At 60.0% G+C, this 19,245-nt stretch carries 20 protein-coding genes, 1 tRNA gene and 1 pseudogene; 13 read left to right on the top strand and 9 right to left on the bottom strand.

The genetic code is table 11. The features are described 5' to 3' along the window. Nucleotides 1–427: 427 nt before the first annotated feature. Nucleotides 428–976: pseudogene (locus FJ938_RS29910) on the top strand (extracellular solute-binding protein); the annotation flags it as partial. A 128-nt stretch (nucleotides 977–1,104) separates the two neighbouring features. On the opposite strand, the gene FJ938_RS12715 reads toward FJ938_RS29910, so the two are convergent. Further along, nucleotides 1,105–1,365, bottom strand: coding sequence for a hypothetical protein (locus FJ938_RS12715; RefSeq protein WP_140694126.1), 261 nt, complete (start codon nucleotides 1,363–1,365; stop codon nucleotides 1,105–1,107). Between the two features lie 654 nt (nucleotides 1,366–2,019). On the opposite strand from FJ938_RS12715, the gene FJ938_RS12710 reads away from it, so the two are divergent. Both FJ938_RS12710 and FJ938_RS12705 read left to right on the top strand, forming a co-directional pair. Beyond that, nucleotides 2,020–2,562 (top strand): bifunctional DNA primase/polymerase, encoded by a 543-nt coding sequence (locus FJ938_RS12710; RefSeq protein WP_140694124.1) that lies wholly within the window; start codon nucleotides 2,020–2,022, stop codon nucleotides 2,560–2,562. Nucleotides 2,563–3,281: 719 nt separating this feature from the next. Then, the gene (locus tag FJ938_RS12705) at nucleotides 3,282–5,582 is read left to right on the top strand and encodes a primase-helicase family protein (protein ID WP_140694122.1); all 2,301 of its coding nucleotides are present in this window, start codon (nucleotides 3,282–3,284) and stop codon (nucleotides 5,580–5,582) included. Nucleotides 5,583–5,915: 333 nt separating this feature from the next. On the opposite strand, the gene FJ938_RS12700 is transcribed toward FJ938_RS12705, so the two are convergent. Continuing rightward, complete coding sequence (locus FJ938_RS12700) at nucleotides 5,916–6,545, bottom strand: hypothetical protein (protein ID WP_140694120.1); 630 nt, start codon at nucleotides 6,543–6,545, stop codon at nucleotides 5,916–5,918. Between the two features lie 401 nt (nucleotides 6,546–6,946). Between FJ938_RS12700 and FJ938_RS12695 the strand changes: the two genes are divergently transcribed. Together FJ938_RS12695 and FJ938_RS29430 are read left to right on the top strand one after the other, a co-directional pair. Next, a complete protein-coding gene (locus FJ938_RS12695) occupies nucleotides 6,947–7,168 on the top strand; it encodes a DUF6471 domain-containing protein (protein WP_140694118.1) in 222 nt (73 codons plus the stop codon). Between the two features lie 818 nt (nucleotides 7,169–7,986). Continuing rightward, nucleotides 7,987–8,601 carry a site-specific integrase gene (locus FJ938_RS29430; RefSeq protein WP_181169069.1) on the top strand — a complete coding sequence of 205 codons (615 nt, stop codon included), beginning with the start codon at nucleotides 7,987–7,989 and terminating at the stop codon, nucleotides 8,599–8,601. 62 nt (nucleotides 8,602–8,663) lie between these two features. Here the strand turns inward: FJ938_RS29430 and FJ938_RS12685 are convergent. From FJ938_RS12685 to FJ938_RS12675, 3 genes are all read right to left on the bottom strand, one after another. Beyond that, nucleotides 8,664–8,740: transfer RNA gene (locus FJ938_RS12685), tRNA-Arg, on the bottom strand. A 261-nt stretch (nucleotides 8,741–9,001) separates the two neighbouring features. Then, nucleotides 9,002–9,931: a DUF1003 domain-containing protein gene (locus FJ938_RS12680; protein ID WP_140612660.1), complete on the bottom strand. Its 930-nt coding sequence runs from the start codon at nucleotides 9,929–9,931 to the stop codon at nucleotides 9,002–9,004. A 423-nt stretch (nucleotides 9,932–10,354) separates the two neighbouring features. Continuing rightward, complete coding sequence (locus tag FJ938_RS12675) at nucleotides 10,355–11,248, bottom strand: D-alanyl-D-alanine carboxypeptidase family protein (RefSeq protein ID WP_140612662.1); 894 nt, start codon at nucleotides 11,246–11,248, stop codon at nucleotides 10,355–10,357. 201 nt (nucleotides 11,249–11,449) lie between these two features. On the opposite strand from FJ938_RS12675, the gene FJ938_RS12670 reads away from it, so the two are divergent. From FJ938_RS12670 to FJ938_RS12660, 3 genes are all read left to right on the top strand, one after another. Then, nucleotides 11,450–12,550, top strand: a complete 1,101-nt coding sequence (locus FJ938_RS12670; protein WP_140612664.1) for a hypothetical protein — start codon at nucleotides 11,450–11,452, stop codon at nucleotides 12,548–12,550. Between the two features lie 95 nt (nucleotides 12,551–12,645). Continuing rightward, a complete protein-coding gene (locus tag FJ938_RS12665; protein ID WP_140612666.1) occupies nucleotides 12,646–13,257 on the top strand; it encodes a nucleoside triphosphate hydrolase in 612 nt (203 codons plus the stop codon). Between the two features lie 93 nt (nucleotides 13,258–13,350). Then, nucleotides 13,351–13,668: a hypothetical protein gene (locus FJ938_RS12660; RefSeq protein ID WP_140612668.1), complete on the top strand. Its 318-nt coding sequence runs from the start codon at nucleotides 13,351–13,353 to the stop codon at nucleotides 13,666–13,668. A gap of 53 nt (nucleotides 13,669–13,721) precedes the next feature. Here the strand turns inward: FJ938_RS12660 and FJ938_RS12655 are convergent, their stop codons facing one another. From FJ938_RS12655 to FJ938_RS12645, 3 genes are all read right to left on the bottom strand, one after another. Beyond that, nucleotides 13,722–14,426 (bottom strand): glutathione S-transferase N-terminal domain-containing protein, encoded by a 705-nt coding sequence (locus FJ938_RS12655; RefSeq protein WP_140612670.1) that lies wholly within the window; start codon nucleotides 14,424–14,426, stop codon nucleotides 13,722–13,724. 148 nt (nucleotides 14,427–14,574) lie between these two features. Then, entirely contained in the window at nucleotides 14,575–15,783 is a 1,209-nt protein-coding gene (locus tag FJ938_RS12650) for a beta-ketoacyl-[acyl-carrier-protein] synthase family protein (RefSeq protein ID WP_140612672.1), read from the bottom strand. Between the two features lie 4 nt (nucleotides 15,784–15,787). Beyond that, entirely contained in the window at nucleotides 15,788–16,042 is a 255-nt protein-coding gene (locus FJ938_RS12645; protein ID WP_140491308.1) for an acyl carrier protein, read from the bottom strand. Nucleotides 16,043–16,244: 202 nt separating this feature from the next. Between FJ938_RS12645 and FJ938_RS12640 the strand changes: the two genes are divergently transcribed. The 5 genes from FJ938_RS12640 to FJ938_RS12620 are packed head-to-tail and all read left to right on the top strand — an operon-like array spanning nucleotide 16,245 to nucleotide 18,603. Beyond that, nucleotides 16,245–17,087 carry an urease accessory protein UreD gene (locus FJ938_RS12640; RefSeq protein WP_140694114.1) on the top strand — a complete coding sequence of 281 codons (843 nt, stop codon included), beginning with the start codon at nucleotides 16,245–16,247 and terminating at the stop codon, nucleotides 17,085–17,087. 13 nt (nucleotides 17,088–17,100) lie between these two features. Then, a complete protein-coding gene (locus FJ938_RS12635) occupies nucleotides 17,101–17,403 on the top strand; it encodes an urease subunit gamma (RefSeq protein WP_140612676.1) in 303 nt (100 codons plus the stop codon). A gap of 10 nt (nucleotides 17,404–17,413) precedes the next feature. Further along, complete coding sequence (locus tag FJ938_RS12630; protein WP_140694112.1) at nucleotides 17,414–17,668, top strand: DUF1272 domain-containing protein; 255 nt, start codon at nucleotides 17,414–17,416, stop codon at nucleotides 17,666–17,668. A 35-nt stretch (nucleotides 17,669–17,703) separates the two neighbouring features. Next, nucleotides 17,704–18,291 (top strand): HupE/UreJ family protein, encoded by a 588-nt coding sequence (locus FJ938_RS12625; protein ID WP_140612680.1) that lies wholly within the window; start codon nucleotides 17,704–17,706, stop codon nucleotides 18,289–18,291. 6 nt (nucleotides 18,292–18,297) lie between these two features. Next, nucleotides 18,298–18,603, top strand: a complete 306-nt coding sequence (locus tag FJ938_RS12620) for an urease subunit beta (protein WP_140612682.1) — start codon at nucleotides 18,298–18,300, stop codon at nucleotides 18,601–18,603. 98 nt (nucleotides 18,604–18,701) lie between these two features. Here the strand turns inward: FJ938_RS12620 and FJ938_RS12615 are convergent, their stop codons facing one another. Continuing rightward, entirely contained in the window at nucleotides 18,702–19,196 is a 495-nt protein-coding gene (locus FJ938_RS12615; RefSeq protein WP_140612684.1) for a hypothetical protein, read from the bottom strand. Between the last annotated feature and the right edge of the window lie 49 nt (nucleotides 19,197–19,245).

Raw genomic sequence — 19,245 nt, 5'->3', positions numbered from 1 at the left:
ACTGCCAAGGCGAAGCGAGCTCTCAAAAGCCCTGTGAACCTCGACAGTGTGAAATTTGGTTTTCACAGGTTGCCCTTGCCTTCCATAAGATTGTTCTCACGCAACGATGACGCCTTGTCCGTTATGCGCTGCATGTCAGTCGTCGAGCAGACCCTAGCCGCATCCCAAAGGCGAACATCCGAACGAACAGCCCAGGCGGCACCTTTGCTCAAGTTGCCGACATTGCCAACCAGCTTCGCAAGTGGCCTTGTAGGCGGCTTCTTCCGCAGACGATCTGATTGCTCTGCACGTCATGGTCGCGCGCACTCGACGACCGAGTTTGCCCATTTAACTCTAGCTCCTTTTAGGATGCGCTAATATTGCAACCGTGCGCGGCCGCGTACGAAGTATGGCGATCGCAGCTTGGACTGCAACCAATGGTGAGCACATGATCCGCAAGGCCTTCTTTGGTCGGCTGCATCGTTGCTGGCCGGAGCCATGACCCTGTCCGCGCACGCTGCCGACAAGGTCGTCAACCTTTACGACTGATCGGACTACTTGGATCCCTCGGTCATCGACCACTTCACCAGGGACACCGGTATAAAGGTCGTGTACGACGTCTTTGACTCGAACGAGATCCTCGAGACCAAGCTGCTCGCTGGCGGGTCCGGCTACTACGTCGTCGTGCCAAGCGCCAGTTTCCTGGCCGCCAGGTCGAGGCCGGCGTTTTCCAGAAGCTGGACAGGTGGAAGTTATCCAACATTGCCAACATGTGGGATGTCATTGAGCAGCGCACCGCCAAGTACGACCCGGGCACCCAATATTCGGTGAACTACATGTGGGGCACGGTAGGTTTGGGTATAACACCTCGAAGATCAAAGCCGCGCTTGGTGTCGATAGGCTCGATAGTTGGGACTTCTTCTTCGATCCCGAGAAGCTGAAGAAGCTTGCCCATTGCGGAGTCTATGTGTTCGATTCGCCCACCGAAATCCTACCCATCACCTCGCGCCGCCAGGTGGCGACCCAGCAATCATCGCGAGCTTTCGAGATTGTCTCTAAGGCCAGGAGGCGAGAAGCCCCCCTTCGTTGATTGAAAATCGGCCGGCCAGATACCGGGCCTCTTGCTCAAGCGGGCTCCGTCGACGGCGCTGCTGCCAACTTGACCTTGAGAGCTATTCTGGCGCGAGTGCGGTGCTGCCTGGCCGCCGCTTGGGAATAGCCGACCACCTCGAAGAGCTTAGCGCGCTGCTTCTCGCTCAGCCGCGTGTTGGGGCCGTACTTCACTGGGCAGGCGTGATTGTCGACGAGGAACTGCTTTTGCCATTGGCTGAGGCGACCGTGAGCCAGAGCGATCTCAATGCGGAACTTCAGATCCTCGGGTTCCATTCGTGAACGCCCCCCGGCCTCACAGGCACGATCTCGCTTGAATTACCTCCGGCGCGAGGCCCAAGCCCAGCCTATCATTATACCAAGCCGAGGCACAGACCGCGCTATTTTCCCCTGCCGCTCGAACTGTCAAGTCATTACATCCCCTTCTGCTTCAACGTGCGGGGTACTGTGTTGAGGAAATGAGCATGACGAATGAGAGGGCCAAGCGCGAGCTTACAGGTCGGGGGAGATATGATAGCACGCGCTAACTCAAATTTTTTTTCGCAGGAAGTTTCGGGCCATGGCGGCCACTATCCCAAATGCCTGTCAAAAAAGGGTGTACTCCTTCTTAGCCAGATGCTTCGCGTAACCAGGCTGACCCAGGTCGGGTTGCCTGGTTCGTGTAGGCAGCCATAAATCCGCGCCTCGCTGCAATTCAAAAATCCGCCTGACACAAATCTCCGTGTAGGAAGCCAGCTGTTCCAAAATCCGCGAACCTCGATGGGATGCGGAGATCATCCCGCTGATCCGGTCAGATCGATGAGAGGATGAGCGTCGATGGGTTGCCGAGTCCACGCAGGTTTTGGGCCTCGGGGCGACGGCCCGTTGGCGCGTCATCAGTGAGTCAAGCGAACGCGGGATAGCCAAACAAGAGTCATAAGCGAATACCCTATGGACCAACGCCTGCGCCTGATTGAAGCAGCACTTTCTTCGCACAATCTACGATCCTCAATCATAAAGGACCGTACCATGAATATGTTGAAAGAAGCTCTACTGATCGCCACGCAGGAATTCCGTGTGCTGCCAGTAAGCCCTCCGGCCTTGGGCGATCCCAAGAGCGGAAAACGTCCGTTAATTAAGGATTGGGTTCGGCTCGCTACAACGAACGCGGAACAAATCCGGAAATGGTGGTCGCAATGGCCGGAGGCGAACATCGGGATAGCGACCGGCAAAGAGTTCGGGCTCTTCGTCTTGGACGTCGATGTCGCCACGGGTGTGCTAGAGTCGGTGGAGATGCGTATCAAGCAAGCGGCCTGGCCTGACCCGCCGATGGTTCGAACTGGTTCCGGCGGCCTTCACATCTACTTGCCCTATGACTGTTCATTTCCGCTCGGTAACTCCCCGCCCGGCTTAGATATTCGAGGCGAAGGAGGGTACGTGATCGCGCCTCCATCATTGCATGCATCCGGGAAACGTTATGAATGGATTGACTGAAATGGACTTCAAACCGGTCTTTTAGAAAACTTTTCGCTCTCCCAATTTGGTAGCCCTATTAACGCCCGAACACGCGGAGCACCTGGCGGTTTCACTGCAAGCCAAATATGTGCGACCGCCAGCACACCCATCACATTAGGATGCAGTCATGCGTGAAAACGCCGAATATCGTGCTCTTACCCGAGATAGGGCCCGCCTAGCGGTATGTCGACAGATCGCCCTTCTAATGGTGGATCAATTGCTCACCTTAAATGAAGCTTCTAGCCGGGTAGTCATAGACCCAAGCTTTTATGAAACTTTCCTCAACGCGCGATGGAATACCCACATCGTTAAACCGCCATTGCCCAGCACAGTCGCGGCGTGGTTCAGAGATCTGAGAGTTACCCCGGAACAGATAGTGCAGCATCTGCGCCCCGAGGCTTGAGGTCGGTCGGTAGCGCGCGAAGTAACTTGTGCAAGGCGACTACAAAGCCGCCGTTGCCCGAAAAATAAGAAGCTTCGTGCAGATCAGCACGCACACTGCTCTGATAGCGGGGCTGGTTCGTTGGTCGATCGTCGGGTTTGCACTCGGCGCGACCGTGAACAATCGTCAGCTCAGGCAGTAAAGTCTCCGGCTTTAAGCTTAATCCATTGGAAGTCCCAATCTAATCGCTAGAACTTGGTGGTCATCAACCGCATCTCAGCGAAGAAGACAGCATGGCGCTGTTACAGGGTAAAAAATGACAAACCACCTTAAAGACATCTACACCGGCTTCGCCGATGGTTTCATCGGAATTACGAAGCTGCCCAGTCAACGAACTGTGTTTTTCTCGGTCGATGACCTCGACACTGCCCAAGCGTATATGATCGACAATGGGTTGGACGGCAACGTCTACCACAGCTGGAACGTCTGCGGCCATGTGCCTAAAAAGGGTAGAGGGACAGCTGAGAATTTTGTCGCTTCGCCCGGGGTTTTCTTCGATCTCGATTTAAAGTCTCTTGATCCGTCGGTGCATTCGAAGAACGAAAAACTTCCTGACAACTTGGAGGCCGCCCTAAGCATCGTTGCCACAGCAGGCCTGCCTGAGCCGACAGCATTGGTCAATTCGGGCAACGGCGCCTATGCCCAGTATCTATTCACCGAGCCTTATGTTTTCGACGACGAGGCTTCTCGTGAAGAGGCGAAGGTACTCTTTGCGGGGCTGCACGCTCGCTTTGCCGAAGCGTTTCATGCGCGTGGCTTCCATATTGACAACATGGGCGACTTACCTCGGATCACACGGTCGCCAGGGACGCTCAACTACAAGACCAACCCACCAAAACCTGTCACACTTCTGAGCTTCGACAATAGTCGTCGATACGAACGGGAGTTCCTGGCGTCATTGGTTCGACCGAAAAAGGCTGTCACGCGAACCCAAAGATCGACTCTATCCGCATCAAAATCCGATGTGCTGCTCGACCCGCTGGAGGCGTCGAAACCCGACCTTGAGGCGGTCAGACTCGGTTGTGCCTGGGTCGGCCAGTGCATCGACTCTTTTGATGGGTTGTCAGAACCGGAGTGGTTCGCCATGGCCAGCATTGTCGAACGGTGCTCCGGGGGAGCCGAAAAGTTTCACGAGCTTTCTTCCCAAGATCCCCGATACAACGCATGGGAAGCAGAGACAAAACTCGGTCGAGCAGGCGGCCCCCGTACTTGCGCCTCCATTCACGCAGACTTCCAGTTCGAAGGCTGCTCGGAATGCGCGTTCTGGGGCAGTAAGGTTATCAAATCGCCACTGCAACTAGGTAATCGCTCTCCAAAGATTGCAGAGTTGATGGCGTCACACGTCTATGCCGTAGATAGGTCCCAATATGTGAAGGTTTCCACCGGCACCAGCCTTGGAGATCGCGAGTTCTCGGACAAGCACAGAGCTTTCACTGGCAAGACGACACCGCACATGATGCTAAATCTGGACGTTGCCACCAGGAAGGTCGACGGCATCGACTACCTGCCTGGAGTGTTTGAGAGGATCGTGACGGACGATGACGGTGATGACTTCTTCAACATCTGGCGTCCTTCCCCATTAAAACCGTTGGAGGGTTCGTTCGAGATAATTGAGGATCACCTGTCGTACATCATAGAAGATGAAAGTGAACGCAATCACTACATCAACGCCTTGTCGCACTGCGTTCAAAGACCCGCCATAAAGATCAAACATGTCCTTGCGGTTATTGGCGGACAGGGCACCGGAAAGAGTTTCCTCGGGAATTTGATGAAAGCCATAGTTGGCCCGAAAAACTCGTACACGGCGGTTGGTGGCGATTTTATTTCTCAATGGAGCAAGCCGTTGAGCAATATACACCTTTTGCTGGCTGAGGAGTTCAAAACCGATAATAGGACGGACGCCTACGAAATTCTCAAGCCAATCATAACCGACGAAACGATAACGGTTAATGAGAAGCATGAGCCACGGTACGTCGCAAAGACCCCGAGGACGATCCTCGCATTTGCAAACAGTGACACTCCGATAAATATTGAGCCCGACGACCGCCGCTTCTATCTGATAAAGTCTCATGCCGTTCCAAAGGAACCGAGCTACTACGCACGGCTCTGGAGGGACGGGCTTGCTCAGGCACCGGCATTCTATCACTTCCTACTGACGCGGGACATTTCGGGTTTCGACGCTTCGGCGACGCCACCAATGACAGAGGCCAAACGGCAACTCGTGCAGTCCTCACGTCCTGCCTGCGTACGGGAGCTTGAGATGATGATCGCGGAAGGCGAAGCGCCGTTCTACCGAGATCTTGTTACCCGAGAAGAAGTGCACTCGGCAGTCCGTGCACGCGCCAACATTCGAGCCAACGTATCGGCAACCGCGGTGGCTGAGGCCATGAAGACACTGGGCTTCATTCAGCTTCCACAAGTTCGTCTCCCTGGCACCGGGGCGCGTCCGCGGCTTTGGGCCTGGACGAATAAGGAGGTCTGGCTTTCCGCGACGGCGAAGCAAATCTCTGAGGAGATGCAGAAGCGTCGAGAATTGTATCTCCCGACGTCTGCATAGCGACTGACTCGGTGTCTCACTGTCTCAGCATGTTTGAAGTTTGTAGAAGCCCTTGATGACAGCCCGGAGTTTCGGTCTGACTGTCAAATTCTTCTGATTGAAATTCAAATAAAAACATCTGAGACAGTGAGACACCAATTTCACCTTGAAGCCCCGCTGCAATTTCGAACGTGCCGCACTGCGACCCCTACACATCCATCTTTCGCGTGGGGCTAGCAGTGGACTCCTTGGTTGGCATTTCTTTTATTTCTCGACCTGCAAGTCTGCGTACTCCCCATGGACTAAAGATCCCCGGCGGAACCAGCCTAGCGTCCGGCATGCAACCACATCGACTCAAGCACTGTCCCTAGATTCTTTATTCAATTCGACGAGCCGCTCGTACGGGATGGTGAAACCGAACCCGACGGTCGACACGTTGTTCCGTGCGTAGCTGAGTTCAATGTCCATCGCGCCAACCACCTCGACTTCTGCGGCAAGCTGCCGGCGAAGTTCTTCCAGCCTCGCCTTAAATCCGAAAAGGATCGCCTTTGCCACGGGGCACTTGTTCCAGACAACCGCCGAGCACAGGGTGCTATAGTCACGGAACCACGCAAGTTCGCCAAGGCTCCGATGGGCTCCGTACGCTGCTGACGTGGCCTGTGTAAAATACTCCGATGCAAAGTCCTTTTTGAAAAGGATCTCCTGGGATCCGCCTAGGCAACGGATCTCGGCGTTGCCACGCTGATTGACTAAGGCATCAAGGAAAACGCGGGGCTTCCGGCTTTCACGGACTAAGGCGTCGTCCCATGAAGCGCGATCTAGAAGCCTTTCGACGTGGCTCCTGTCCACGCCGAAATCGATCCGGTCATATTCTAGGATCGATTTCACCATGGGGATATCGGGTATCTTGTAAATCCGAGACCTTTTGCGAGCAATTTCAAGGTATGCGGCGCTTGAGATCGAGGGGTCGTATTTCGATGACATGAGGTGTCCTTACTTTCTAGACAGCGCCTGGTTCGACCGTCGAACGATGTGCTCGTATCCGTCCGGGATCGAAAACCCAGCGTTTCGGATGGCGTCCGCCGCTTCTCGCATAACGTCCAGGGCGGGAGATATCGCTGCGAAATCTCCATCGGCATAGTGAAGGTCCAGTTCGGACGAGAGTTCTCGAAGGAGGGAGTTCAACAGAGTTGCTGCGTTTTTATCGATGGTCATTTAATTCTTCCTGGAATGGACACTCGACGGTTGTCGGCGTGTCTGGATTGAGATAGAAGTCAGACGAAGCTAAACGATGATCTATGCATCGTTTTCAGTGTGAATACCGCTTAGATGGTGCGAACGTGTTGGCCCGCAATAGGCGCGGCCAAGTTTATTTTCGAGGACCGATGACTGAGGTGGATTGGGATCGTCGCATAAGCAATCTGCTCAAGGCCGAGCTGAAGCTGCGCGGCATTACATATCGCCAATTGGCCGACAAACTTTGCGGGATCGGTGTGCAGGAAAACGAGGCGAATATCAGAAACAAGCTGGCCCGTGGCCGGTTCTCGGCAGTGTTCTTCGCTCAGTGCCTGATGGTTATTGGATCAGATCGTCTCAGGCTCGATTAGCCAGCTATTGGTCGTTTTTTTGCCGGGGGAGCGTTCTGCTTAAGCCACCACTTTTTGATTATCCATCGTCGCGTTTGGGGATGTCACGAGAGTCTCAGACCAAATTCCAATAGACTAAGCAACTAGCAGTGTTGTCAGAAATCACTTGATCTCCATATGCCGGAGATCAGCGTTAGGCAGGTTTTCTTCTCCGTAAGAAGCCACCGCGATGTTCAACATCGTCGGCATCATTCGATCAGAAATGCAACTAACGCCGACTTTTCCTTCAACGATGGGAGGCCGGCCATGACGCCGTTAAACGAAAATATTCCGGATGGTCCACGGTCATTTACGCCCGAGACGCTTGGTACCCGCTGGGCGTGCTCGGCACAGCACATTCGAGACCTCATTGCCAAGGACAAATTGCTCTCATTTCGAGTGGGTCGTCTCATCAGAATATCAAGCGAAACAGTAAGGAAAATTGAATGTCAGAAATCCGTGCAAAACTTTTCCGAGGTTCCTGGTACGCAGTCTGGTCGGACGCGGAATGCGGGACCCAGAGGCGCTCGCTCCGCACCAAAGATAGTGCAGAGGCCCAACGTCGGTTGATCGACTTTAGGCGTGATATGTCCACTCCCGTTGGATCTCTCGTAGGGGACGTTGTAAAGGCCTACCTTGAGGAGAAGAAAGGACGCGTAGCGGCACATGACCGACTGGTTTTCGCTTGGAAGCAAGCGAAGGCAACCTTCGCCCATCTTCGCCCAGATCAAATCACCAGAGAGGTCTGCGAAACGTACGCAAATGTGAGGCGCCTCGCCGGCAGGAAAGACGCCACCATCTTGAAAGAAATAAACGTGGTCCGTCAGGCCCTGAATTGGTGCAAGGTCGGTGGCGCTCTCTTCGAAGCGCCAAGTGCGCCTCCTCCTCGAGATTGCCATTTGACCAAGGCCGAGTATCAGAAACTCCTGGGTGGCTGCAGCCAAGCCCACATTCGGCTCTACTGCATCCTCGCCTTGACAACCGCCGGCCGGAAAAGTGCCATCTTAGAGCTGACTTGGGATAGGGTCGACTTCGACCGAAATATGATTAGACTAGCCGTCAATGGAGAGCAAAACCGCAAGGGTCGGGCTGTCACCCCAATGACCGCTCAGACGCGTGCGGAATTACTTGTCGCCAGAGAGGCGGCGCAGACCCCTTATGTGATTGAATACGCCGGAAGCCGGGTTCTGGATATCAAGAAGGGCTTTGCAGGGGCTGTCCGGCGAGCTGGGCTCATAGGTACGGTGCCGCACGATCTGCGGCACAGTGCGGCAGTTTGGATGGCGGAGGCAGGCGTAGACTTCAACGAGATTGCTCAGTACCTGGGACATTCGGACCCCAGCATCACCTACAAAGTGTACGCTAGGTTCTCACCAAACCACCTGCGGAAAGCAGCTTCAGCTCTTGATTTCTAGGGATTTAGGTTCACTTGAACCGATGATCCCTGCTCAAAAACGTCGTAACCAGTTGATGTTATTGGCGCACCCGACAGGATTCGAACCTGTGACCTCTGCCTTCGGAGGGCAGCGCTCTATCCAGCTGAGCTACGGGTGCTTTCCGGCGATGCGGAAAACGAACCAGCCGGTGAACCGGCAAGTCACGGCTTCTTAGCGGAAGCGGGCGCGGGCTTCAACGGGCAATTGGCGATTGTGCGGCGGCCCGTGATGCGATGCGAGGTGCCCCTGTCACTGATGCGGGCTATTTGCATATGGCGCTCCCCCTCTCCGTCTCGGCTCCGCCGAGCCACCTTGCCGGGGCGAGCCACGGGTCTCGCCCGTCCTTCGGACCCCCTATTCCACGGGGACTAGCAACCCGTCACTCCCCCACTTCACTCTTCACTGCCCTGCGTCTCACGCCACGCGTCGCCCGTTTCGCCTTTTTCGCTCCCGCCAGCTCGTGCATGGCGTCGAGCTGCATCTGCTGCATTTCGGCCAGCCGCGTCCATTGGCGCGAGATGAGGTAGTCGAGTTTTTCATGCAGGTGGCGCACTTCGAGCTCGGCCTTGAGGTTGACGCGGTAGTCGTTGAAGGAGCGCAGGCGGTCTTTCACTTCCTGGCGCTTCTGGCTCATCATGATGACAGGCGCCTGGATGGCGGCGATGCAGGAGAGCAGCAGGTTGAGCAGGATGAAGGGGTAGGGGTCGAAGGCGCCGGCCATGCCCTCGAACAGGTTGATGCCGATCCACACCAGAAGCACGCTTGCAAACGAGATCAGGAACCACCAGCTGCCGCCGAAGGCGGCCATGTTGTCGGAGATGCGGTCAGCGAAAGAGCGGTGCTCCTCGAACTCCTCTTCCGAGTTTTCGGAGATCGTGTCCTGCCGGGCGATCGATTCCACCACTTGGCGGTCGAGCTCGGAGAATTCGCCGTGCTCCTGCTGCAGCAACTCCTCCATGTAGCGCATGCGGTAGCGGCCGAGTTCCTCGCGGCTGATGCGGGCGCCCCTGGGCAGGTCAGGATGGTCGGAGCGGATGCGGTCGGCGAGGCTCGGCCTGAGATCGTCGATGCGCACCAAGTCGCGCTTGCGGAATTTGCGGCCCGAGATCGCCGACGGCTTCTTCTTCGGCTTTATCCGCGACGCGCCGGGGCCGGCCGGTTCGGAGTCCGGCACTTCGGGCGTGTCGAAATGCTCGTCCGAAACCCCGTGCAAATCCTCCTGAGTGGTCGGCGCCTCGAGATATTCGCCGCCGCTGTCGTTCTGATTGTCGGCGGCTTGCTGCTCGGATGCCTTGGGAGTGGTGCTCATGATGGGCTCCTGCTGTCGCGCTGCACGGGAGGATACGCCGAGGTGGCGGGACATATCCACTGTCGGTTTCCGCAGCCTATGCCATGTCTTCCGCACGATTGCGTGACAGCTGCAAGACGATAGCCGGCTGCGGGTCTTTGGCGGCTCTTGGCGGGCTGAAGGCGGCGTATCATCTAGACATTCGAGATTAGCCGAAGCCTCTCGAACTTCGTCATCCGCGGGCGGAGCAAGGAGCGCAGCGACGCGGCGCAGGCCCGAGGATCCATGCCGCGACTTCCAAAATGCCGCTGCGGTGCGGAACTCCGCTCTGCTGCACTCCGTGGCAAGGTCGCGGCATGGATCCCAGGGTCTCCGCGACGCCGCTGCGCGGCTGCTTCGCCCTGGGATGACGAAATCAAGGGCGGCGCCGATGCCCCTCTCTTGCTACTGCTGTTCGGCGAACATCAGCCTTGCCTTGCTGTCGGCCATCGCGGGCGACAGGCTGCGCTGGATCAGCGCCTCGACATGGTCGTTGCGCTGGCGGGCGCTGTCGGCGCCCATCACCACCACGATCAGCTGGCGGCCATCGGCATTGTAGGAGGTCACGATGTTGAAGCCGGAAGCCCTGATGTAGCCGGTCTTGATGCCGTCGACGCCGCGCACGCGGCCGAGCATGTCGTTGTGGCCGCGCACCAGCCTGCCGCGGAACATGAAATCGCTTTCGGAGAAATAGTGGAAATGCTGGGGAAAGCGCTGACGCAGGGCCATGCCGAGCACCGCCATGTCGCGCGCCGTCGTCACCTGGCCATTGTCGGGCAGGCCGGATGCGTTGCGGAAGGTGGTGCCGGTCATGCCGAGCGCGCGCGCCTTGGATGTCATCATGGCGGCGAACTGGTCCTCCGAGCCGCCGAGATATTCGCCGACCGCCACCGCTACATCATTGGCCGATTTGACGACGATGGCGCGAATGGCGGAATCGACGTCGATGGACTCCCCGCGCCGGAAGCGCATCTTGGTGGGCGGCTGCGAGGCGGCGTGATCCGACACCGGGATTTGGGTTTCCTTGGTGACGCGGCCGGAGTCCATCGCCTCGAACAGGAGATAGAGCGTCATCATCTTGGTCAGCGACGCCGGATAGCGCTGCGCCGTCGAGTTGACTTCGAACAGCTGCTTGCCGGTCCTGGCGTCGACGACGATCGCTGCGTATTTCTGCGGTGGCGCGGGCACGGCCAGCACCGAGTCCGGCGGGGTCGTGGTCGAGCAGCCGGCAACAAGCAGCAACAGGCCAAGAGCGACGAAAAGTCTCTGGACAAGCGGGAAGGAACGCAAATTGGACAAGGCAGGTCTGTTCTGGCGATGGGTTGCTGAGATGAGGCGAAGCTAACGTAACGCGATTGATGCGTCCATTTGGTTAATGGTGGTTAGCCCCAGGATTGTCCGCCTTCACAAGCACCGCTGATGCAAAATGCCGGTTGTGGCGCTTGCGCGAAGGGCGCCGAAAGGGTTCTGCTTGCGCCTTCAGAATCGGGTGAGCACGCTATGGATACCTGCACGATCACGGCCAAGGGCATTTCGGTTTCGCTCGATCTCACCGTCGGCCATATCGCCGACATGACCGTCGAGAGCGGCGGCCGCCTGATAAAACCGCTGCACCGCGCGCCATGGATTGATGCGGGCGAGGCGCTGCCCAAGGACCTGCCGCAAGGTACGGTCCGGCTGTCCGGCGACTTCCTGTGCGCGCCGTTTTCACGCAGCGATGTCGAGGCGGCGCCGCTGCATGGCTGGCCGGCCAATAGCGCCTGGGACGTGGTCGACAGCGGCGCGACGGAGGGCGGCTGGCGGGCCGTATTCCGGCTGCGGCACAGGGTCATGGGCGCCAGCGTCGACAAGATATTCACGCTCGTCGACGACCATCCTTTCCTCTATCAGGAACACGTGTTTTCTGGCGGTTCCGGCGCGATTTCCGTCGCCCATCATCCAATGACGGTGATGACGGGCGGCGGCAGGCTGGCCTTTTCGCCGAAGCGCCTTGCCGCGACGCCGGCCGATCCGCTGGAGCCGGACCCCGCGCGCGGCCGCTTCATGCTGGCCTATCCGGCGCGGTCGGCGGACCTTAGCCATTTTCCCGCCGCCGGCGGCGGCACGCTCGACCTGACGCAGTACTGCATGGAGGACCGGCGCGAGGATTTCGTCACGCTTGTCGAGGCTGACCATGGCGGGCCGGGCTGGACGGCGCTGGCGCGCCGTGCCGAGGAGGACCTTGTGCTGGTGCTGAAGAACCCGGCCGAACTGCCGGTCACCATGCTGTGGCTCAGCAATGGCGGGCGTGACTACGCACCCTGGAGCGGCCGTCACCTGGGCGTGCTCGGCATCGAGGATGGGCGCACGGCTGTCGGCCATGCCGCCTCGATCGGCGACAACTGGCTGAAGCGCGAAGGGGTGGCGACAGCGTTTACGCTCGGTGAAGGGCACAGTTTTTCCTTTCGCCATGTCATCGGCGCTCTGCCCCTGTCAGGCGGCACGCCGCCGCGGGCGATCGCCACGGCCAACGGCCAGATGCGGCTCTCGGCCGGCGACACCCAATGGAACGTCCCCTTCGACGACGATTTCCTGCGCATTGGCCAGCCCGTCCCTGTTTGAGCCGGGTTGCGCAACACGGGGTTTGAAATTTCCAGCGAGTGCCGCCAAAATGCGGCGGAAACACCATGCCGATCATCCAGGCAAGTGAGGCTCCCATGTCCGAAATCGCCCACCTGGCCGCCACCATCTTCAAGCGCGCCGGCAAGGCAAAGCGCTTCATCGTCGCCATTGCCGGGCCGCCCGGCGCAGGCAAGTCGACGCTGTCGGCCGGCCTGCATGACCTGCTGCCGGAAGGGGCCGTGGAAGTCGTGCCGATGGATGGCTTCCACTACGACGACGTCGTGCTCGACCAGCGCGGCCTGCGCGCGCGCAAGGGCGCGCCGGAAACCTTCGATTTCGCCGGCTTCGAAACCTTGCTGAAACGCATTCGTGCCGGCGAACCCGACATCGCCATCCCGGTCTTCGACCGCAGCATGGAACTATCGCGTGCGGCGGCGGCGATCATCGGCACCGAGACCAAATTCATCTTGGTCGAAGGCAATTATCTGCTGCTCGATGAGGAGCCGTGGTCGCGGCTGGCGCCGCTGTTCGATTACTCGATCTTCGTCGAGGTGCCGCGCAACGAACTCGAACGCCGCCTGATGGAACGCTGGCACGGCCATGGGCGTTCCGACGAGGATGCGCGCGCATGGATCGCCTCCAACGACATGCCCAACATCGAACGGGTGCTGGCACGGCGCCGGGTCGCCGATCTGATCATTGGTTAACCCGCTTAATTTTCGATATTTTTTGACGGGAACCTTAAGACTTTCGCGCCGTTATGGCCGAGAACCCGATTGTTTGGCGTAAGGGATTTTCCAATGGCAACCAAGGCAAGAAAACCCGCAGCCGCCAAGACCAGGTCCGCGAAGGCCAGTCAGGCGAAGGCCGGTGCCGGTCCAGCGCTTGCCGAGCGCTCGAAAGACGCGAAGGCCGCTTTCGGCAAGGCCGCGCCGAGAAAGGTCGTGCCGGCCGCCGCGAAGACAGCCAGCCCGCGTAAACCGGCGCCAGCCAAGACCGGTGCCGTTCGCACAGCGGCGAACATCGCGGCCGGCGCGGTGGTGGCAACTGCGCGCGGCGCTGCCTCGCTCGCGGCCTCCGTGATCGGCAAGGGCGGCCCGAAAGCAAAGACCAAGTAGCTGAGCGGCCCGGTCATCCGCGGCCAGGCAGCCAGTCTATTGGACAGGCCGCGTCAGTTCTTTGCCGGAATGGTCAGGCCCTTCCGCACCGCCGGTCGGGCCAAGCCGCGCTCCAGCCATGCCACCACATTGGCGAAGTCATCAAAACCGACAAGGTCGCGCGCTTCATAGAAGCCGATCAGGTTGCGCACCCAGCCGAGCAGCGAGATGTCAGCGATGGTGTAGTCGTTGCCCATGATCCATTTTCGACCCTTCAACCTGCCGTCCAGCACGCCGATCAGGCGCCGCGATTCATCGCGATAGCGCTCCAGCGGGCGCTTGTCGGCGATCTCGCGGCCGGCGAATTTGTGGAAGAAACCGACCTGGCCGAAGATCGGCCCGATTGAGGACATCTGGAAGAACACCCATTGGATCGTCTCGTAGCGCCGGGCTGCGTCCGCCGGGACGAGCAGGCCGGTCTTGTCGGCGAGGTAGAGCAGGATGGCGCCGGATTCGAACAGGCCGATCGGTTTGCCGTCCGGGCCGTTGGGATCGATGATCGCCGGGATCTTGCCATTGGGATTGAGCGACAGGAACTCCGGCGTCCAGCTTTCGTCCTTGCTGATGTTGATCAGGTGCGGCTCATAGGGCAGGCCGAGCTCTTCCAGGGCGATCGATATCTTCACTCCGTTCGGCGTCGTTGCCGAATAGAGCTGGATCTGGTCCGGATGTTTGGCCGGCCAACGGGTGGTGATCGGAAAGGCGGACAAATCGGCCATCGGGAACTCCTGCGGGGGATTTGCGCCAAGGGGCGCGGTGTGGCGGGATAGGCCAAGAATTATGCGCGCGACCCGGCATGATCAATATGCGGCGACAGTTTGGCCGCGCACGGACAGTCCACCGCCCGAGACAGATGGTGGCCCGGGATCAGATGGCCTTGAACGCCAGCACCGCGTTGGTTCCGCCGAAGGCAAAGCCGTTGCTGATCGCGGCGCGCACCTTGCGCTCGCGCGCGACATTGGGCGTCACGTCGAGATCGCAATCGGGATCGGGTTCGCGGTAATTCGCGGTCGGCGGAACGACGCCCTCGCGGATCGCCATGACACAGGCGATCATCTCCAGTCCGCCCGATGCGCCCAGGCAATGCGCATGCATCGATTTGGTCGAGGAAACCGACAGTGAGCGCGCATGCTCGCCAAAGACGCGCTTGATCGCGTTGGTTTCGATCTGGTCGTTGGCCTTGGTTCCGGTGCCGTGGGCGTTGAGGTAATCGATGTCCTCTGGATTGAGCCCGGCATCGGCGAGGCAGAAGCGCATTGCCGCTTCCGGCCCCTCGACTGTCGGAGCGACGATGTCGGAGGCGTCGGCCGAGAGGCCGGCACCGGCGATTTCGGCGAGGATGGTGGCGCCACGCGCCATGGCATGATCGTAGCTTTCAAGAACCGCCATGCCGGCGCCTTCGCCCAGCACCAGTCCCTGGCGATCGGCCGAGAACGGCCGGCACGTGTCGGGCGACAGCACGCGCAACGCCTCCCAGCCCTTGAGCACGCCCCAGACCAGCGGCGCCTCGGTGCCGCCGGCGACCATGACATCGGCGCGGCCGAGCCTGATCTGGTCGACCGCCGAGGCGATGGCATGGTTGGCCGAAGAGCAGGCCGAGGTGACGCCGAACACGGGCCCGCGCAGGCCCAGATGCATGCTGACCTGGCCGGCGGCAGCGCCAGGCATGACCCTGGGCACGGTGAAAATGCCGGCGCGGTTCTTGCCCTCGATCAGGATCGCCCGGTAGTTCTCCTCAATCGTCTCGAACCCGCAGACGCCGATGCCGATGACCGTGCCCATCCGGTAAGTGTTGTCCGCATGCGGGACGAGGCCGGACTGCTGCATGGCTTCCTTCGCCGCGATCACAGCCAGCAGGCTGAAGCGGTCCATCGACACCAGTTGCCTGCGCTCGATGCCGTGATCGGGCAGCGCCTTGATCTCGCAGCCGGTCTTGACCTTCAAATCGTGCAGGAAAGGATTGTCGATCGGGCCTATCGCCGAACGGCCGGCCCGCATCTCGGCCCAGATTGCCTGCGCATCGGCGCCTAGTCCGCACAGCCCACCAATGCCGGTAATGACGACGCGCTTCAGCATTCGGTCAGGCTTTTTTCGCGATCAGCGCGCGAACGGCCTCGACCATGTCGCCAACATTCTTGAGATTGCTCCAGGCATCGACGGTGTTCATCTCGATCTCGATGCCATACTGCTCCTCGAGATCGAAGATGATCTCCGTCAGCTCCAGAGAATGGATGCCGAGCGCCGTCAATTCGGTGCTGGTGGTGATTTCTTCACCGCCCGGCTCGGCATGGGCCTTGATCTTCTCGATGATTTCCGTTGCCAGCTGGTCAGCCATACGGTTTCTTCCCCACTTTGTCGTTTCCCGACGCCAACTGAACAGCGCCTTGTTGTCCTCGATATCAGGCCGCGACCGTCGCCTTACACCCCCGCCAGGCATCGCGTGACCGCACCAAGGTGGCTCCCTCTATAGAAACGGAAACGCCATCAAGCAACAAGCTATATATCGACAAAACCGCCGCAGTGCTTAACCTGACGGCGTGGACACCATCGAATATACGAGGTTTTCGGCCCCTCGCGCCCAGCGCGCCGCGGGCCTGGCACAGCTGGGCTGCGCCAGCGCAGGCGGCCGCACGCGGCTGCGGCGCCTCTATCAGGACGGCTCCGCCAAGATCAGGCTGCCGGCCGTTTCGGTCGAGCCGCTGGAAGCGGTCCTGATCAACACCGCCGGCGGACTGACCGGCGGCGATCGCCTCGAATGGGATGTGGATGTCGGCGCGGATGCCAGCGCCACGATAACGACCCAGGCCTGCGAGAAGGTCTATCGCGCCGCATCCGACCAAGCCGAAGTGCGGGTCAAGCTGACTGTCGGCGAAAACGGCCGCATCGTCTGGCTGCCGCAGGAAACCATCGTCTTCAACCGGGCGGCCTTCGCCCGCACGCTCGATGTCGAACTTGCCGCCGGAGCCGAGGCGCTGGTGCTGGAAGCGACGGTCTTCGGCCGGCTGGCGATGGGCGAACGCGCCACGCTGGGCACTTTCCGGGACCGCTGGCGAGTTCGCCAGAACGGTTTTCTCATCCATGCCGAGGATTTCCGCATCGGGCCTGACATCGCAGCAAGCATGGCCCGTCCGGCAGTCGCCGGAGGCGCAATCGCCATGGCCACGCTGTTGATGGTGTCGGCGCGGGCCGAGGATTTGCTCGATCCGGTGCGGGAAATCATCGGCGACCGGGGCGGTGCGAGCGCCTGGAGCGTGAAGAGATCTGGCAAGCTTCTTGCGAGGCTCTACGCCGAGGACGGCTACCAGCTGCGCCACCGGCTGGTTCCGCTCGTCGGATTGCTCAGCGGAAGGGCGGGGCTGCCCAAATTATGGTCAATGTGATTCAGGAAACCGCATGAACCTGACGCCGCGAGAGAAGGATAAGCTGTTGATCGCCATGGCGGCGATCGTGGCACGCAAGCGGCTGGAGCGCGGCGTCAAGCTCAACCATCCGGAAGCGATCGCGCTGATTACCGATTTCGTCGTCGAGGGCGCCCGCGACGGCCGCCCGGTCGCCGAACTGATGGAGGCCGGCGCCCATGTCGTCAACCGCGCACAGGTGATGGAAGGAATCGCCGAGATGATCCATGACGTGCAGGTGGAGGCGACCTTCCCCGACGGCACCAAGCTGGTGACCGTGCACCAACCCATCCGGTGAGGAGAGAAAAATGCTTGAACTGCGCCCGAACTGCGAATGCTGCGACAAGGACCTGCCGCCCGGGGCGGCGGATGCGTTGATCTGCACCTTCGAATGCACCTTCTGTGCCGATTGTGTGGAACATGTGCTGGATGGGGTCTGCCCGAACTGCGGCGGCAATTTTTCGGCCCGACCGATCCGACCTGCCGCGATGCTGAAGAAATATCCGGCTTCGACGAAGCGCATCCTCAAGGCCGAAGGCTGCGGCCCGCGCAAGGCCGCGTGACCACCGCGGCACCGCAACCATGAAAGGCAAGTAGAATGATCCCTGCCAAACGCCTCTGCCTCTCTGCGATCCTGTTGATGGCCGCCGCCATGCCGGCCTATGCCCATGTCGGCGTCGGCACCACCTCCTCCCTGATGGCCGGCTTCATGCATCCGCTTTCCGGCCTCGACCACATGACCGCCATGATCGCGGTCGGACTGTGGGCGGCACTCAAGGGCGGCCGAGCGATCTGGGCCTGGCCGCTCGCCTTTATCGGCGTCTTGCTGGGCGGCGCGGCGCTTGGCATGGCCCATGTGCCGATGCCGTTCGTGGAGCCGGGCATACTGGCCTCCGTGGTGGCGCTCGGGCTGCTGGTGGCGCTGGCGGTCGATCTGCCCGTCTCGGCAGGGGTCGCCATCATCGGCCTGTTCGCACTGTTCCACGGGCACGCCCATGGCACCGAAGTGCCGGAAAATGCCGGCGGGCTTGAATACATGGCCGGCTTTGCCATCGCCACCGCGCTGCTCCATGCCGTCGGCATCGCCGCCGGCCTGAGCCTTGGCCAGAGGTTGCGTGGCCTGGCTCGCGTTGCGGGCGCGGCCTGCGCGGCGATCGGCGTCGGCCTCGCCTTCGGCGTCGTGTGATATCAGATGATCCCCGGCGAAATCATCCCCGCGCAAGGCGACATCGAACTCAACAAGGGTCTGCCGACCGTCACCCTGAAAGTCGCCAACAGCGGCGACCGGCCGATCCAGGTCGGCAGCCACTATCATTTTTTCGAAACCAATGACGGACTGAAATTCGACCGCGAACAGTCGCGCGGCATGCGCCTCGACATCGCCGCGGGCACGGCCATGCGCTTCGAGCCAGGCCAGGAGCGCGACGTCACGCTGGTGCCGCTTGGCGGCAAGCGCGAGGTCTATGGGTTCCAGCAGAAGGTGATGGGCAAGCTGTGAGTTTTGTGGCGTCTCGTGCGCGGCGCGCACAGCTTCCCAAGGGAAAGCGCCATGCGCTTTTCCCGGGAAACCCGCTTCACATTTCTCCTGGAATCGCTCTAGTCCGACGGCTTGGCGGCCGCGTAGATGACGATCTTCCCGGGATCATCGAACTCCACGGCGAGAACGTCCTCGGCAAGCACGCGCCGCGAATCGATGGCATTGTAAAGCAAGGCGTTGGCCTCGATCTCCTTGCGCAGTTCGGCGACATCCTCCTGATGCTGCCGGACCTTGTTTTCGATAGCCGGCGGCGGACCGCCCTCGCTGCGCGCGGCGTCGGTCAGGAACACGATGTCGACCTTGTCGAGCTTGGACGTCTTGCGCACCGTGCTGATGTTTTCACGCGTGCGGTCGATCGCCGAACTCACTTTATCGATTTCAGCTGTTGTCTTGGCTTCTTCCTGATTGACCTGCGAGCCGACGATCCGGTCGACGGTTTCCGGGCTTTCGAGGCCCTGCGCGTTCAGCGCGGCCTGGGGAAGGCTCGCGGCCAGAAACGCAGCCGCCGCGATGGCATGCAGCCATCGGGAATCGGGCAAGGTGATGACGGTCATCGTTGGCTTTCGGGGTTTGTTTCACTCAGGAAACGAAACGACTCCGGCC

It is taken from the genome of Mesorhizobium sp. B2-4-14 (assembly GCF_006442155.1).
In the GTDB taxonomy this organism is placed as follows: domain Bacteria; phylum Pseudomonadota; class Alphaproteobacteria; order Rhizobiales; family Rhizobiaceae; genus Mesorhizobium.
This window is presented reverse-complemented; position numbering and strand designations above follow the sequence as displayed.

Excerpts from the sequence above, each read along its gene's own strand:
- FJ938_RS12615 (WP_140612684.1), bottom strand. The coding sequence starts at position 19,196 with ATGACCGTCATCACCTTGCCCGATTCCCGATGGCTGCATGCCATCGCG.
- FJ938_RS12620 (WP_140612682.1), top strand. The coding sequence starts at position 18,298 with ATGATCCCCGGCGAAATCATCCCCGCGCAAGGCGACATCGAACTCAAC.
- FJ938_RS12695 (WP_140694118.1), top strand. The coding sequence starts at position 6,947 with ATGACTGAGGTGGATTGGGATCGTCGCATAAGCAATCTGCTCAAGGCC.
- FJ938_RS12715 (WP_140694126.1), bottom strand. The coding sequence starts at position 1,365 with ATGGAACCCGAGGATCTGAAGTTCCGCATTGAGATCGCTCTGGCTCAC.
- FJ938_RS12650 (WP_140612672.1), bottom strand. The coding sequence starts at position 15,783 with ATGCTGAAGCGCGTCGTCATTACCGGCATTGGTGGGCTGTGCGGACTA.
- FJ938_RS12630 (WP_140694112.1), top strand. The coding sequence starts at position 17,414 with ATGCTTGAACTGCGCCCGAACTGCGAATGCTGCGACAAGGACCTGCCG.
- FJ938_RS12670 (WP_140612664.1), top strand. The coding sequence starts at position 11,450 with ATGGATACCTGCACGATCACGGCCAAGGGCATTTCGGTTTCGCTCGAT.
- FJ938_RS12655 (WP_140612670.1), bottom strand. The coding sequence starts at position 14,426 with ATGGCCGATTTGTCCGCCTTTCCGATCACCACCCGTTGGCCGGCCAAA.
- FJ938_RS12635 (WP_140612676.1), top strand. The coding sequence starts at position 17,101 with ATGAACCTGACGCCGCGAGAGAAGGATAAGCTGTTGATCGCCATGGCG.
- FJ938_RS12625 (WP_140612680.1), top strand. The coding sequence starts at position 17,704 with ATGATCCCTGCCAAACGCCTCTGCCTCTCTGCGATCCTGTTGATGGCC.
- FJ938_RS12680 (WP_140612660.1), bottom strand. The coding sequence starts at position 9,931 with ATGAGCACCACTCCCAAGGCATCCGAGCAGCAAGCCGCCGACAATCAG.
- FJ938_RS12700 (WP_140694120.1), bottom strand. The coding sequence starts at position 6,545 with ATGTCATCGAAATACGACCCCTCGATCTCAAGCGCCGCATACCTTGAA.
- FJ938_RS12660 (WP_140612668.1), top strand. The coding sequence starts at position 13,351 with ATGGCAACCAAGGCAAGAAAACCCGCAGCCGCCAAGACCAGGTCCGCG.
- FJ938_RS12710 (WP_140694124.1), top strand. The coding sequence starts at position 2,020 with ATGGACCAACGCCTGCGCCTGATTGAAGCAGCACTTTCTTCGCACAAT.
- FJ938_RS12705 (WP_140694122.1), top strand. The coding sequence starts at position 3,282 with ATGACAAACCACCTTAAAGACATCTACACCGGCTTCGCCGATGGTTTC.
- FJ938_RS12645 (WP_140491308.1), bottom strand. The coding sequence starts at position 16,042 with ATGGCTGACCAGCTGGCAACGGAAATCATCGAGAAGATCAAGGCCCAT.
- FJ938_RS12665 (WP_140612666.1), top strand. The coding sequence starts at position 12,646 with ATGTCCGAAATCGCCCACCTGGCCGCCACCATCTTCAAGCGCGCCGGC.